This is a genomic window from Methylobacterium sp. Ger2507 (assembly GCF_055231875.1).
Genome location: NZ_JBUYVC010000001.1, coordinates 3,644,246 through 3,657,665 on the forward strand (window position 1 = coordinate 3,644,246; position 13,420 = coordinate 3,657,665).

Genomic DNA, 13,420 nt, shown 5'->3' on the forward strand with positions numbered 1-13,420 from the left:
CAACCAACGCGGCTTTTCGAGACCTCTTCATGCGCAGCACCCGTGACCGTATCCGCCACGCCCTCCTGTTCGAGCTGTTCGGGCTGGCCCTGATGATCCCGCTCGGCACCGTGCTGTTCGGCCTGCACGCCTCCGACATGGGGGTGATCGGCATCGGCAGCGCCCTGATCGCGACGGCCTGGAACTACGTCTACAATCTCGGCTTCGACCGGGCGATGCAGCGGCTGACCGGGCACACCCGCAAGAGTCTCCTGCTGCGGGTGGGGCATGCCGTGCTGTTCGAGGCGGGCCTGCTGATGATCCTGCTGCCGCCGATCGCCTGGTACCTCGGCATCGGCCTGATGGAGGCCTTCTTCATGGATCTGGCGATCGCGGCCTTCTACGTGGCCTACGCCTTCGTCTTCAATCTCGCCTACGATCGGGCCTTCCCCCTGCCGAACTGGGGCAAGGTCGCGGCCGGGCCGTCCGTCTGAGCGAGGGCCGTCATGCCCGCGTTCCTCTCCGCGTCCTCCTGCATCGCGGGCGGCCTCTTCTGTGCTGCGGGGCCCTCCCCTTCCCCGGCAGGCAATACGGCCTCCGGTCGGTCGGCGACGAAACGCGCGGCGATCCCCGAGAATTCGGGCGTCCGGAGATAGCCGTAGGACTTGTGCGGGTTCGGCGTCCCGTCGGGGCGCCGATAGCCGTTGACGACCCGCTGGTCCGCGACGCCGACGCCGCGTTCGCTGGCAGCGTAGTCCGTACCCAGGGACCCCATGATGGCGACCACGTCCTCGCCATCGGCCAGGTTCGTCCAGGCCGCGACGTTGTTCGGCACGCGGAGCGGGCCGTGCTCGCCCTCGAACTTGAGCTTCACCTTCGCCAGACCCAGGGGCGAGGCCGCCGTGACGAGGTGGTCGATGCGCAGGGCGGGGTCTTCCCGCTCCAGCATCCGCAAGACGTCGTAGGCGATGACCGATCCCATCGAGTGCGCCACCAGCAGGATGCGATGGCTGCGGAACGCCTTCAGGCGCTCGCTCAGCCGCGCCCGGACCCGGCGGGCGAAGTCCCGCTCGGCGTGGTAGTGCCAGAGGTCGTCGAAGCGATGCTCCAGGATCACGTCGTCCACGAGGGTGAGGCCGGTCGCCTCCTCGACCGCATCGATCCCGGCATAGATCGGCGCCAGCACGGCGTTGGCGGTGAGCACCGGCGCCGCGTCCCCGTCGGGCAGCGGCCCCGTCCCGTCATAGGGCCGGTACGGCTCGCGGTTGCCGTCCTCGGACAGGGGCGCGTCGTAGCGGAGGTCGGCCCAGTAGACGAACTCGAACCGGAAGGCAGGCTCGGCGAGGCCCTGGTTGCGCGCGAGGCCCTCGCTGACCGCCGCCTTCCACCAGCGCGTCTTCTCGTCTGCGGGCGGCTTGTTCGCCAGGCCGTGGATGCCGATGACGACGCAGTCGCGCTCCACGGGTCCGCTCTCCACGGGTCCGCTCTCCACGGGTCCGCTCTCCATGGGTCCGCTCTCCATGGGTCCGCTTGGTTCCTCTCGACGACGGCGCGCCGGTCGCGCGCGACAAGCGGAACGCCGAGCCCCCCGGCAGGGATGCATCGGGCCGGCGGATACGGGGACGCAGGCCACCGCCAGCTCCCGAATCCGTCCGATCCGACATTCGGCTGATCGCCTCGGAGGGTGCCAGCCAGACCTCGCTTCCTCGCCGGGCGGACTCACACATCCACGTTTTGGGAAGCTCGACCACGTTTTAAGAAGCGCGACGCGTCGCTCTCCCCCTTGTGGGGAGAGGTCAGGAGTGGGGGTGGTTGGGTGACCCGGCGGATCGCGGGAAGGCCCGAGATCCGCTCGGAGGAGGGCCGCGTCGCGTCGAGAGGCGTGACGATCGTAGGCGCCACGCAGGCGACGATCACTCCACCACCAGTTCCACCCGGTCGGCGGCGAACAGGCTGCGGGTGGCCTGGATGCGAAGGCCCGCCCCGTCCACGTTCACGCTCGACAGGGCGATGAGGGTGCGGCCGGGGGCGATGTCGAGGCGCGCCGCCTCCTCCGCCTCGGCGGGGCGGGCGCCGATCCGGGTCGAGAGCCGGGTGTAATCGGCGACCCCGAACTCCGCATACGCCCGGGTGATCGAACCGCTGGCGGCGTAGGCCGCGTCGAATCCGGCAAAGCGCGGCAGCGGCAGACAGGTGCGGGCCGTCGAGATCGGCGCGCCGTCGGCGCGGTGCACGGTCCGCAGTTCGAGGATCGGGACGCCGGGGGCGATCGCCAGGGCCTCGGCCCAGCCCGCATCGGCCGGCACGGTCGCGGCGGCGATCAGGTCGCCCCAGGCCTCGCGGCCGGTGCGCGAGACGATCTCCGAGAATCGGGTGCGCGGGCCGATCGGATAGGGGATCGGCCCCTGCTCCACGAAGCTGCCCCTGCCCTGCGTGGTGCGGACCAGCCCGCCCTCGGCAAGCACGCCCAGCGCCCGGCGCACCGTGTGCCGGTTCACGCCGAAGCGCGCGGCGAGCGCCGATTCCGAGGGCAGTTGCCCCCCGGCGGCGAAGACCCCGCTTCGGATCTCCTCCGCCAGAGCGTCGGCGATCTGCCGCCAGGCCGCCAGGCCGGCGCCCCGCTGGAGGGCCGTCACGCCGGTGTCGCGCACCTCATTCATGGATGGCTCGCACGAATTACCCGCATGACGTCCTCGAAAGCCCTTGCGTTCGCTCATCCGCTTGTCTAGACGTATAGACAGGTTTGGAGACCGATCGATGCCGAGCGCCAGCCAAACACCACCTGAGCTCCCGATGCCAGACCCCGCCGCCCGGCAACGCGCGATGGCTCGGGCCGGACAGGCCAACCTGGACGAACTGCACGCGGCCCTGGCGCAGGCCGGCGCGAACCCGGTGGCCGAGGATCTGCGCCGGCCGGAGACCGGACTGGTCATGGTGCGCGGCCGAATCGGCGGCGACGGCCGGCCCTTCAACGCCGGCGAGGCCACGGTGACCCGGGCGGCGGTGCGCCTGCCCGGCGGCGAGACCGGCTTCGCCTACCATCTCGGCCGCGACCGGGACCGCGCCCGCCTCGCCGCCATCGTGGATGCCCATTGGCAGCGCCCGGAGGCACGGCCCGCCCTCGATGCGGCCCTGGCCGCCATCGCCGAACGCCGGGCGGAGGCTGCGGCGCAGGCCGCCCGCAAGGTCGCGGCGACGCGGGTGAACTTCTTCACCCTGGCGCGGGGAGAGGATTGATGGCTCAGACTCACACCCAGGCCCTTGCCAAGACCCAGGCCGAGACTCTTTCCCAAACTCGGACTCTTGCCCGCGGCTTCGCCGATCCCGTCCATGAGGGGCAGGCAGTGTTCCGCGCCGCGATGGAGGCCTTGAGCCGGCCCGGCCGCCTCCGCCCCCTGGCCACCGCCCTGGTGCCCCCGGCGCCGCTCACGCCGGAACTCGCGGCGCTGGCCCTGGCGCTCATCGACGCCGACACGCCGGTCTGGCTCGATGCACCGCTCCGGGCCGAGCCGGCGGTCGCCGCCTTCCTGCGCTTCCACACCGGGGCGCCGCTCGTCGACGCGCCGGATCGGGCCGCCTTCGCGCTGATCGCCGATCCGGCCCGTTGCCCGGCCTTCACGGACTTCGCGCCCGGTACCCCCGCCTACCCGGATGCCTCCGCCACGCTGATTCTCGCCGTCGAGACCCTGTCCGACGAAGGCGGCCCCGCCTTCGCGGGGCCGGGCATCCGCGGCACCGTATCGTTCGACGCGTCGCCCCTGCCCGCCGACTGGGCGTCGCGCTGGGCCGCGAACCATGCGGCCTTCCCCCTGGGCCTCGATCTCCTGTTCGTCGCCCCCGGGTCCCTTGCCGGCCTCCCGCGCTCGACCCGTCCCGTCGCCCCGGAGATGTCCCCATGTACGTAGCCGTGAAGGGCGGCGAAGCCGCCATCGACAACGCTCACCGGCTCCTGGCCGAGGCCCGGCGCGGCGACCCGGCGGTGCCCGATCTCGGCGTGGCGCAGATCCGCGAGCAGATGCGCCTCCTGGTCGACCGGGTGATGACCGAGGGCTCGCTCTACGATCCGGATCTCGCCGCCCTCGCCCTCAAGCAGGCCCGGGGCGACGTGGTCGAGGCGGTGTTCCTGGTGCGGGCCTACCGCACCACGCTGCCGCGCTTCGGCGCCACCGCGCCCGTCGACACCGGCGCGATGACGCTGACGCGGCGCATCTCCGCCACCTTCAAGGATCTGCCCGGCGGGCAGGTGCTGGGTCCGACCTTCGACTACACCCACCGCCTCGTGGATTTCGCCCTGGGTGACGGCGCCGATCCGGTGCCGGCCGCCGAGGCCGAGCCGGAGGCCGACGCCGCCGTCTGCCCACGTGTCACCGACCTCCTCGGTCAGGCCGGGCTGCTCGAGCCCTCGCCCCCGGACGCGGGCGCCCCCGTCGGCGACCTCACCCGCGAGCCGGTGGACTACCCCGCCGATCGGGCCGTCCGCCTTCAGGGGCTGGCGCGGGGCGACGAGGGCTTCATCCTGGCGCTCGGCTACTCGACGCAGCGCGGCTACGGCCGCACCCACCCCTTCGTCGGCGAGATCCGGGTCGGGGCGGTGGCGCTCGAATTCACGCCGGAAGAGCTGGGCTTCCCGGTCTGCCTCGGCGCGGTCGATCTGACCGAGTGCCAGATGATCAACCAGTTCCACGGCAGCGATGCGGTGCCGCCGCAATTCACCCGGGGCTACGGCCTCGTCTTCGGCCAGGGCGAGCGCAAGGCCATGGCGATGGCCCTGGTGGACCGCTCGCTCCGGGCCGCCGAGCTCGGCGAGCCCGTGGTGGTGCCGGCCCAGGACCAGGAATTCGTGCTGGCCCATTGCGACAGCCTGCAGGCGACGGGCTTCGTCGAGCACATGAAGCTGCCGCACTACGTCGATTTCCAGGCCGAACTCGATCTCGTCCGGCGCCTGCGCGCCGAGCATGCCGCCCGGGCGGCCGATTCGGTCCCGGACGAATCCGCCTGGCCGGAGGCCGCCGAATGAACCCGCAAGGTCCCGTCTCCGTCACGGTCTCGGCCGGCACCGGCTACAACTTCGCCTATCTCGACGAGGGGACGAAGCGGATGATCCGCCGGGCCATCCTCAAGGCCATCGCGATCCCCGGCTACCAGGTGCCCTTCGCCGCCCGCGAGATGCCGATGCCCTACGGCTGGGGCACCGGCGGCGTGCAGGTCACCGCCGCGATCCTGGGCGCCGCGGACGTCCTCAAGGTGATCGACCAGGGCGCCGACGACACCACCAACGCGGTCTCGATCCGGCGCTTCTTCACCGCCACCGCGGGCATCGCCACCACGACCCGCACGGCGGAGGCCACCGTGATCCAGACCCGCCACCGCATCCCGGAAGCGCCGCTCGCCGAGGGTCAGGTCCTCGTCTACCAGGTGCCGATCCCCGAGCCCTTGCGCTTCCTCGAGCCGCGCGAGACCGAGACGCGCCAGCTCCACGCGTTGGCCGAATACGGCCTGATGCACGTCAAGCTCTACGAGGACATCGCCCGCCACGGCCACATCGCCACCACCTACGCCTACCCGGTGGAGGTGGCCGGGCGCTACGTGATGGACCCCTCCCCGACGCCGAAATTCGACAACCCCAAGATGGACGACTGCCCCGCCCTCCAGCTCTTCGGAGCCGGGCGCGAGAAGCGCATCTACGCGATCCCGCCCTACACCCGGGTGCGCAGCCTCGACTTCGAGGACCATCCGTTCCGGGTCCAGAGCTTCGACCGCCCCTGCGCCTTGTGCGGCGCCGAAGGCGTCTATCTCGACGAGGTCGTCCTCGACGATGCCGGCGGCCGGATGTTCGTCTGCTCGGACACCGATCATTGCGAGACCCGCCGTGTTGAGACCCGCCGTGACGAGACCTGCCGCGCCGACGGCCATACCGGAGAGGCCGCGTGATGGAACCGCTCCTGACCGTCGAAGGCCTGACCAAGCGCTACGGCCGGCGCCTCGCCTGCGACGGCATCGGCTTCAGCCTCGACCCCGGCGAGGTCCTGGCAGTGGTCGGCGAATCGGGCTCCGGCAAGTCGACCCTGCTGTCGCTCATCGCCGGCGAGGTCGCGGCCGATGCGGGCTCGGTGTCCTACCGCATGCGCGACGGCGAAACGCGTGACCTCGACGCGTTGAGCGTGGTCGACCGACGCGCGCTGATGCGCACGGATTGGGGCTTCGTGCGCCAGGACGCCACCCAGGGCCTGCGCATGGCGGTCTCCGCCGGCGGCAATGTCGGCGAGCGCCTGATGGGGGTGGGCGACCGCCATTACGGCCGCATCCGCGCCACCGCCCTCGACTGGCTCGCCCGCGTCGAGATCGCCCCCGACCGGGTCGACGATCCGCCGACGCGCTTCTCCGGCGGTATGCGCCAGCGCTTGCAGATCGCCCGCAACCTCGTCACCGCGCCCCGTCTCGTGCTCATGGACGAGCCGACCTCGGGCCTCGACGTCTCGGTCCAGGCCCGCCTCCTCGATATGATCCGGGGTCTGGTGGCCGAGCTCGGCCTCGCGGTGATCATCGTCACCCACGACCTCGCCGTGGCGCGCCTGCTCTCGCACCGCGTCCTCGTCATGCGGGCGGGCCGGGTGATCGAGACCGGTCTGACCGACCAGGTCCTGGACGACCCCCAGGCCGCCTACACCCAGCTCCTCGTCTCCTCGGTGCTCGCCGCATGACGCTTCACGCAACGATGCCCCTCCTGGTTTTCGACAACGTGGCCAAGAGCTTCACCCTGCATCTGCGCGGCGGCGCCGTGCTGCCGGTGATCGCCGACGCCACCCTGGCAGTCCATCCGGGCGAGTGCGTCGTGCTCGGCGGCGCCTCGGGGGCGGGCAAGTCCTCGCTCCTCAAGATGGCTTACGGCAACTACCGCTGCGCTGCCGGCGCCATCCGGGTCCGTGATCGCGAGCGCATCGTCGACCTCGTCACGGCCGCACCGCGTGAAATCCTGGGCCTTCGCCGCACCACCCTATCCTACGTCTCGCAGTTCCTTCGGGTGATTCCCCGCGTCAGCGCCCGCGCCGTGGTGGAGGCCGCCGGCCGCGAGGGCGGCCTCGGCCCCGAGGCGGCCCGCATCCGGGCGGGCGACCTCCTGGCCCGTCTCAACCTGCCTGAGCGCCTGTGGGCCCTGCCTCCCGCCACCTTCTCGGGGGGCGAGCAGCAGCGGGTGAACATCGCCCGCGGCCTCATCGCCGAGCGGCCGATCCTCCTCATGGACGAGCCGACGGCCTCCCTCGACGCGCAGAACCGTGCCGTCGTGGTGGACCTCATCGCCGAGAAGCGCGCCGCCGGCACCGCCATCCTCGGCATCTTCCACGATGCGGACGTGCGCGAGGCGGTGGCGACCCGGATCGTCGACGTCGCCGCCTTCCGCGGAGCGATGGCGGCATGAAGCGGGAACAGGCAAGCATGACGGACCGGGTCGAAATTCTCGAGAACGCGCGCCTGGTTCTGCCCGACCGGGTCGAGACCGGCTGGCTCGCGGCGGTCGACGGGCGCATCGCCGAGATCGGCACCGGGCGTGCGCCCGAGCGCGGCCTCGACTGCGCGGGCGACACCATCATCCCGGGCCTCGTCGAACTCCACACCGACCATCTGGAGAGCCACTACGCCCCGCGCCCCGGCGTGCGCTGGCATCCCCTCGGGGCGGTGCTGGCCTACGATGCCCAGATCGCGGCGTCCGGCATCACCACGGTGTTCGATTCGCTGCGGGCCGGCACCGATCCGGACGGCAGCGGCCTCGGCACCGAGCTGGAGCTTCTGGCTGCCGCCCTGGCGGAAGCCCAAGGTGCGGACCTGTTCCGGTCCGAGCACCGCACCCACCTGCGCTGCGAGATTCCCTCCACCGACGTGGTCGGGACCGTGCGCGCCTTCGCCGAGCGCTATGCCATCGGCCTGCTGTCGCTGATGGACCATACGCCGGGCCAGCGTCAGTTCCGCGATGTGGCCAAGTACTACGTCTATGCCGGGCGCAGCGGTCGCTCCCTGGAGGAGATCAAGCTCAGCACCGAGCGCAAGATGCGCGACGGCCATGCCCTCAACGCCGTGAACCGGCCCGCCCTGGTGGCGCTGGCCCGCGAACGCGGCATCCCGCTTGCCAGCCACGACGACACCACGCTGGCCGATGTGGCGCTGTCGCGCGACGAGTCGGTGGCGCTCGCCGAATTCCCCACCACCCTGGAGGCGGCCGAGGCCTCGCACGCGGCCGGCATCACCGTGATGATGGGGGCACCCAATCTGATCCGGGGCGGCTCGCATTCGGGCAACGTCGCGGCTCATACCCTGGCGGAGGCCGGTATCCTCAGCATCCTGTCCTCGGACTACGTGCCGGCAAGTCTGCTGATGGCCGCTTTCGGCCTGTCCGAGCGCGTGCCCGGCATCAGCCTGCCCGACGCCATCGCCACCGTGACGGCCAATCCGGCCCGCGCCACCGGCCTGACCGATCGCGGCCGACTGGAATCGGGCCTGCGCGCCGATCTCGTCCGGGTCCGCCTCGCCCGGGGCGTGCCGGTCGTGCGCCAGGTCTGGCGCGCCGGCGAGCGGGTGGTGTGATGCCCGGCGGCTTCGCCCTCGTGGTCGGCCCGAGCGGGGCCGGCAAGGACACCCTGTTGCGGCTGGCGCGGGACGCGCTCGCCGGCGATCCCCGCTTCGTCTTCCCGCGCCGCCTCATCACCCGGGCGCCCTCGGCCCACGAGGACAACGTCGCCCTCACGGAGGAGGCCTTTTCCGCGGGCGCCGCCTCCGGCGCCTTCGCTCTGCACTGGCGGGCCCATGGCCTGGGCTACGCGATCCCCTCCGAGACCGTGGAGCAGGCCTGGGCCGGACGGGTGGTGGTCTGCAACGTCTCCCGCCGGATCGTTGACGAGGCTCGGCGGACCCTGCCGCATGTCGGCGTCGTCGCCATTACGGCCGCGTCCGACGTGCTCGCCCAGCGCCTGGCGGCCCGCGCCCGGCCCGAGGACGGCGATCTGCGCAGCCGCCTCGAGCGCGTCGTCCCGATCGAAGCCGCGTGCACGATCTGGAACGATCGCGACCCTGGCAGCGCCGCCGCGGCACTGATCGCCCACCTGCGCGAGCGGGCGGCCTGAACTTCAGTGGGTCCGGGGCCGAGGCCGTTCCTCCGAACGAAGAGAGCGCGGCCCTGGCGGGACCGCGCTCTTTCTCGTTTCGGACCATCGCCGGGCGCTCGCGCACCCGGCTCAGGCTGAAGCTTACGCCTCCTGGCGGGGTCCGCGGGCGCGGTCCTGCTCGGCGTTGCGCTCGGCCTTGAGCTTCTCGGTGAGGTCTTCGCCGGTCTCCTGGTCGACCACCTTCATGGACAGGCGGATCTTGCCGCGATCGTCCTGGCCGAGGAACTTGACCTTGACCTTCTGGCCTTCCTTGACGACGTCCGTCACCTTGGCGACCCGCTGGGCGGCGAGCTCCGAGATGTGGACGAGGCCGTCCTTGGCGCCGAAGAAGTTCACGAAGGCACCGAACTCCATCGTCTTCACGACGGTGCCGTCATAGATCATGCCGACTTCGGCTTCCGCCACGATGGAGCGGATCCAGTTGTAGGCGGCCTTGATGGCCTTGCCGTCGCTGGAAGCGATCTTCACCGTGCCGGTGTCGTCGATGTTGATCTTGGCGCCGGTCTTTTCGACGATCTCGCGGATCACCTTGCCGCCGGTGCCGATCACTTCCCGGATCTTGTCGGTGGGGATCTGCATGGTCTCGATGCGCGGTGCGTACTCGCCGAGCTCGGGACGGGCGTCGGTCAGGGCCTTGGCCATCTCGCCGAGGATGTGGACGCGGCCTTCCTGCGCCTGGTGCAGGGCGACCTTCATGATCTCTTCGGTGATGCCCGCGATCTTGATGTCCATCTGCAGCGAGGTGATGCCGGCTTCCGTGCCCGCCACCTTGAAGTCCATGTCGCCGAGGTGGTCCTCGTCGCCGAGGATGTCGGACAGCACGGCGTAGCGCTCACCCTCGAGGATGAGGCCCATAGCGATGCCCGCCACCGGACGGCGCAGGGGCACGCCGGCATCCATCAGCGACAGCGAGGCGCCGCAGACGGAGGCCATCGAGGAGGAGCCGTTGGACTCGGTGATCTCGGACACGACGCGGATCGTGTACGGGAACTCGTGGGCCGGCGGCAGCACGGGATGCACGGCACGCCAGGCGAGCTTGCCATGGCCGATCTCGCGGCGGCCCGGGGAGCCCATGCGGCCGGTCTCGCCCACCGAGTAGGGGGGGAAGTTGTAGTGCAGCAGGAAGGTCTCCTTGTAGGTGCCTTCCAACGCGTCGATGAACTGCTCGTCCTCGCCGGTGCCGAGGGTGGCGACCACGAGGGCCTGGGTCTCGCCGCGGGTGAACAGCGACGAGCCGTGAGCGCGGGGCAGCACGCCGACCTGGGATTCGATCGGGCGCACGGTGCGCACGTCGCGGCCGTCGATGCGCGAGCCGGTGTCGAGGATGTTCCAGCGCACGACCTTGGACTGCGCTTCCTTGAACGCAGCCTTGACCTTCTCGGCCGGGAACTTCGCCTCGCCCTCGGCGGGGCAGAGGGCGGCCATCACCTTCGCCTTGACGGCGTCGACGGCGGCGTAGCGCTCCTGCTTGACGGTGTTCTTGTAGGCGGCGCGCAGATCGGACTCGCACACGTCGAGGACGGCCTGCTCCACGTCGCCGTTCTCGGGAGCCTGGAAGTTGCGGGGCTCCTTGGCGGCCTTCTCGGCCAGACGGATGATCGCCTCGATGACCGGCTGGAAATGCTTGTGGCCGAACATCACGGCGCCGAGCATGATCTCCTCGTCGAGCTCCTTCGCCTCGGACTCGACCATCAGGACGGCATCCTGGGTGCCGGCGACGACGAGATCGAGGGTCGAGGCCTCGAGGTCGGCCACCAGCGGGTTGAGGCTGTACTGGCCGTTGGCGTAGCCGACACGGGCGGCGCCGATCGGGCCCATGAAGGGCACGCCCGACAGGGTCAGGGCGGCGGAAGCGGCGACCATCGCGAGGATGTCGGGATCGTTCTCAAGGTCGTGGGTCAGGACGGTGACGACGACCTGGGTGTCGTTGCGCCAGCCCTCGACGAAGAGGGGGCGGATCGGGCGATCAATGAGGCGGGAGACCAGGGTCTCCTTCTCGCTGGGCCGACCCTCGCGCTTGAAGTAGCCGCCGGGGATGCGGCCGGCGGCGTAGGCGCGCTCCTGATAGTTCACCGTGAGGGGGAGGAAGTCGATGCCGGCCTTAGGCTCCTTGCCGGACACCACGGTGGCGAGCACCGAGGTCTCGCCGTAGGTCGCCATGACGGAACCGTCGGCCTGGCGGGCCACCTTGCCCGTCTCGAGGACGAGCTTGCGGTCGCCCCACATCAGCTCTTCGCGTTGGATATCGAACATATGTCTAGCCTTCCTGCGGTCGGGCGAACCCGGCGCCGTCAGGGGCAAGATGGCGGGGGGCGCCGCGCACCGTGCCCCCCGCGATCCTGTCCCCGACGCATCCGCCTTCAAGTCGCCCGGGTTTTCGAGCGGCCGAACCCATTCCGGCAACCCGAACTGTCAAAACGCGGTCCCGGGCCGGGCCCGGAACCGCGTGAGCGCCGTGTTTAGCGGCGGATGCCGAGACGCTCGATGAGGCTGCGGTAGCGGGCCTCGTCCTTGCGCTTGACGTAGTCGAGCAGCGAGCGGCGCTGCGAAACCATCTTCAGGAGGCCGCGGCGGGAATGGTTGTCCTTGCCGTGGGTCTTGAAGTGGCCGGTGAGGTTGGTGATCCGCTCGGTGAGGATCGCCACCTGGACCTCCGGAGAACCGGTGTCCTTGCCGCCGGTCGCGTATTCCTTGATCAGCGCGGTCTTGCGCTCTGCCGTGATCGACATCGCAGTGCCTTTCGGTACGGGTTTTCGGAAACGGGCGGCCCCGTCAGGAGAGCCGCGCCACGCTCGTGGAAGGCCGGTGCCGGGATGTCGTCCAGCACGGTCAGGCCCACAAGCAGCTTGTGCCCCGGCCCCGTTCACACGGGTCGGAGCGGCGCGGACCATACACGAAACCGGCTGTGACGCCAGCCCTCGGTCTGTCGGGATGAGAGATCGACCTCTCAGGCCGCCACGGCGACCGAGGTGCCCACGGCGCGGATGTCCGCCGCCAGGGTCGCGATCCGGGCGAGGTCCGAATCCCAGGCGAACATGAAGCGGGCGCCGCCGCCGATGAAGGTGTAGAAGCGCCAGCCCCGGGCGCGCAGAGCCTCGAGGTGCTCGGGCGCGGCGCGCAGGAACACCGCGTTGGCCTCCACCGGGAACATCAGGTCGAAGGCGGCCACATCCGCCACGGCCGAGGCGAGACGCTGTGCGCAGGCATTGGCGTGGCTCGCGTGGCGCAGCCAGGCGCCGTCCTCCAGGACCCCGACCCAGGGGGCGGAGAGGAAGCGCATCTTCGAGGCGAGCTGTCCCGCCTGCTTGCAGCGATAGCCGAAATCCTCCGCCAGTGCCGGGTCGAAGAACAGGATCGCTTCGCCCGCCGCCATGCCGTTCTTGGTGCCACCGAAGCAGAGGAGGTCGACGCCGGCCTTCCAGGTCATGTCGGCCGGGCTGCAGCCGAGGCTGGCACAGGCATTGGCGAAGCGCGCCCCGTCCATGTGGAGGCGCAGGCCCAGATCCCGGCAGGTGGCGGCGATCTCACGGATCTCGGCGAGGCTGTAGAGCTGCCCCGTCTCGGTGGGCTGGGTGATCGTCACCACCCGGGGCTTGGGGAAATGGATATCCGAGCGTCCCGTGGCGACGCCCCGGATCAGGGCCGGGTCGAGCTTGCCGTCGGGGCTCGCCACCACGAGGAGCTTCGAGCCGTTGGAGAAGAATTCGGGGGCCCCGCACTCGTCGGTCTCGACATGGGCCGAGGCCGAGCAGATCACGCTGTGATAGGATTGACAGAGCGAAGCGAGCGCCAGCGCGTTGGCGGCCGTGCCGTTGAAGGCGAAGAACACCTCCGTGGACTCCGTCTCGAACAGGGTCCGGAACGCGTCGGCCGCCCGCTTCGTCCACGGATCCTCGCCATAGGCCGGGACTGAGCCTTGGTTGGCTGCTGCCATCGCCGCCCAGGCCTCCGGGCAGATGCCGGCGTAGTTGTCGCTCGCAAATTGCTGCGGCTCGGGGGGATGGGTTTCCGTCAACATGGTTCGCTCTCGTCTGGCCCGGTGCGCATCAGGAGCGCGTCGACCGGCCGAGACAGCGATATGGCGAAGCCCGTTTGGTTGCCGGTCCGGCCACATCCCCGCCGTTCGCCGGAGGGTGCCACCTTGCCCGGGAGGGTAGGTTGGCGTCAGGGATCGCCCTGACTCTTGATGCTGTGTTGAAGGCTACCAGAGGTACCCGGCTCTGACAACACGGCTAGGTTGCCGCCGACCGCGATGGCGCGAAATTTGCCGCGATGGCGCGCGTTCC

Annotated in this window: 14 protein-coding genes and 1 riboswitch; of the genes, 9 read left to right on the forward strand and 5 right to left on the reverse strand. The window is 70.7% G+C overall.

The window, feature by feature from the left end; all coding sequences use genetic code 11:
• Positions 1–29 precede the first annotated feature (29 nt).
• Positions 30–473 carry a PACE efflux transporter gene (locus tag ACV7NL_RS16795; RefSeq protein WP_056185288.1) on the forward strand — a complete coding sequence of 148 codons (444 nt, stop codon included), beginning with the start codon at positions 30–32 and terminating at the stop codon, positions 471–473.
• On the opposite strand, the gene ACV7NL_RS16800 is transcribed toward ACV7NL_RS16795, so the two are convergent.
• On the reverse strand, positions 413–1,486 hold the full coding sequence (locus tag ACV7NL_RS16800) for a lipase family protein (RefSeq protein ID WP_463356284.1): 1,074 nt from the start codon (positions 1,484–1,486) through the stop codon (positions 413–415). The genes ACV7NL_RS16795 and ACV7NL_RS16800 overlap by 61 nt on opposite strands.
• 406 nt (positions 1,487–1,892) lie before the next feature.
• On the reverse strand, positions 1,893–2,639 hold the full coding sequence (gene phnF, locus ACV7NL_RS16805; protein WP_056185285.1) for a phosphonate metabolism transcriptional regulator PhnF: 747 nt from the start codon (positions 2,637–2,639) through the stop codon (positions 1,893–1,895).
• A 133-nt stretch (positions 2,640–2,772) separates the two neighbouring features.
• On the opposite strand from phnF, the gene phnG reads away from it, so the two are divergent.
• From phnG to phnN, 8 genes are read left to right on the forward strand one after another with little or no spacing between them, the layout of a single operon-like run.
• On the forward strand, positions 2,773–3,216 hold the full coding sequence (phnG, locus tag ACV7NL_RS16810; RefSeq protein WP_082507940.1) for a phosphonate C-P lyase system protein PhnG: 444 nt from the start codon (positions 2,773–2,775) through the stop codon (positions 3,214–3,216).
• The gene (gene phnH, locus ACV7NL_RS16815) at positions 3,216–3,884 is read left to right on the forward strand and encodes a phosphonate C-P lyase system protein PhnH (protein ID WP_082507939.1); all 669 of its coding nucleotides are present in this window, start codon (positions 3,216–3,218) and stop codon (positions 3,882–3,884) included. The genes phnG and phnH overlap by 1 nt, the downstream gene beginning before the upstream one ends.
• Positions 3,875–4,996 carry a carbon-phosphorus lyase complex subunit gene (locus tag ACV7NL_RS16820; RefSeq protein ID WP_056185280.1) on the forward strand — a complete coding sequence of 374 codons (1,122 nt, stop codon included), beginning with the start codon at positions 3,875–3,877 and terminating at the stop codon, positions 4,994–4,996. Before phnH ends, ACV7NL_RS16820 begins: the two co-directional genes overlap by 10 nt.
• Positions 4,993–5,910 carry an alpha-D-ribose 1-methylphosphonate 5-phosphate C-P-lyase PhnJ gene (locus tag ACV7NL_RS16825; RefSeq protein ID WP_056185278.1) on the forward strand — a complete coding sequence of 306 codons (918 nt, stop codon included), beginning with the start codon at positions 4,993–4,995 and terminating at the stop codon, positions 5,908–5,910. The genes ACV7NL_RS16820 and ACV7NL_RS16825 overlap by 4 nt, the downstream gene beginning before the upstream one ends.
• Entirely contained in the window at positions 5,910–6,680 is a 771-nt protein-coding gene (gene phnK / locus ACV7NL_RS16830; protein WP_056185275.1) for a phosphonate C-P lyase system protein PhnK, read from the forward strand. The genes ACV7NL_RS16825 and phnK overlap by 1 nt, the downstream gene beginning before the upstream one ends.
• Positions 6,677–7,396: a phosphonate C-P lyase system protein PhnL gene (gene phnL / locus ACV7NL_RS16835; protein ID WP_463356285.1), complete on the forward strand. Its 720-nt coding sequence runs from the start codon at positions 6,677–6,679 to the stop codon at positions 7,394–7,396. Before phnK ends, phnL begins: the two co-directional genes overlap by 4 nt.
• Positions 7,393–8,556, forward strand: a complete 1,164-nt coding sequence (locus tag ACV7NL_RS16840) for an alpha-D-ribose 1-methylphosphonate 5-triphosphate diphosphatase (RefSeq protein ID WP_463356286.1) — start codon at positions 7,393–7,395, stop codon at positions 8,554–8,556. Before phnL ends, ACV7NL_RS16840 begins: the two co-directional genes overlap by 4 nt.
• Entirely contained in the window at positions 8,556–9,092 is a 537-nt protein-coding gene (gene phnN / locus ACV7NL_RS16845) for a phosphonate metabolism protein/1,5-bisphosphokinase (PRPP-forming) PhnN (RefSeq protein WP_200935907.1), read from the forward strand. Before ACV7NL_RS16840 ends, phnN begins: the two co-directional genes overlap by 1 nt.
• A gap of 123 nt (positions 9,093–9,215) precedes the next feature.
• On the opposite strand, the gene pnp is transcribed toward phnN, so the two are convergent.
• The 3 genes from pnp to ACV7NL_RS16860 all read right to left on the reverse strand — a co-directional run bounded on the left by pnp (position 9,216) and on the right by ACV7NL_RS16860 (position 13,152).
• The gene (pnp, locus tag ACV7NL_RS16850; RefSeq protein ID WP_056185267.1) at positions 9,216–11,387 is read right to left on the reverse strand and encodes a polyribonucleotide nucleotidyltransferase; all 2,172 of its coding nucleotides are present in this window, start codon (positions 11,385–11,387) and stop codon (positions 9,216–9,218) included.
• 206 nt (positions 11,388–11,593) lie between these two features.
• The gene (gene rpsO / locus ACV7NL_RS16855) at positions 11,594–11,863 is read right to left on the reverse strand and encodes a 30S ribosomal protein S15 (protein ID WP_055950756.1); all 270 of its coding nucleotides are present in this window, start codon (positions 11,861–11,863) and stop codon (positions 11,594–11,596) included.
• 218 nt (positions 11,864–12,081) lie between these two features.
• A complete protein-coding gene (locus ACV7NL_RS16860; RefSeq protein ID WP_463356287.1) occupies positions 12,082–13,152 on the reverse strand; it encodes a threonine aldolase family protein in 1,071 nt (356 codons plus the stop codon).
• Positions 13,153–13,216: 64 nt separating this feature from the next.
• A riboswitch (SAM-I-IV-variant riboswitch) is annotated at positions 13,217–13,329 on the reverse strand.
• Positions 13,330–13,420 lie beyond the last annotated feature (91 nt).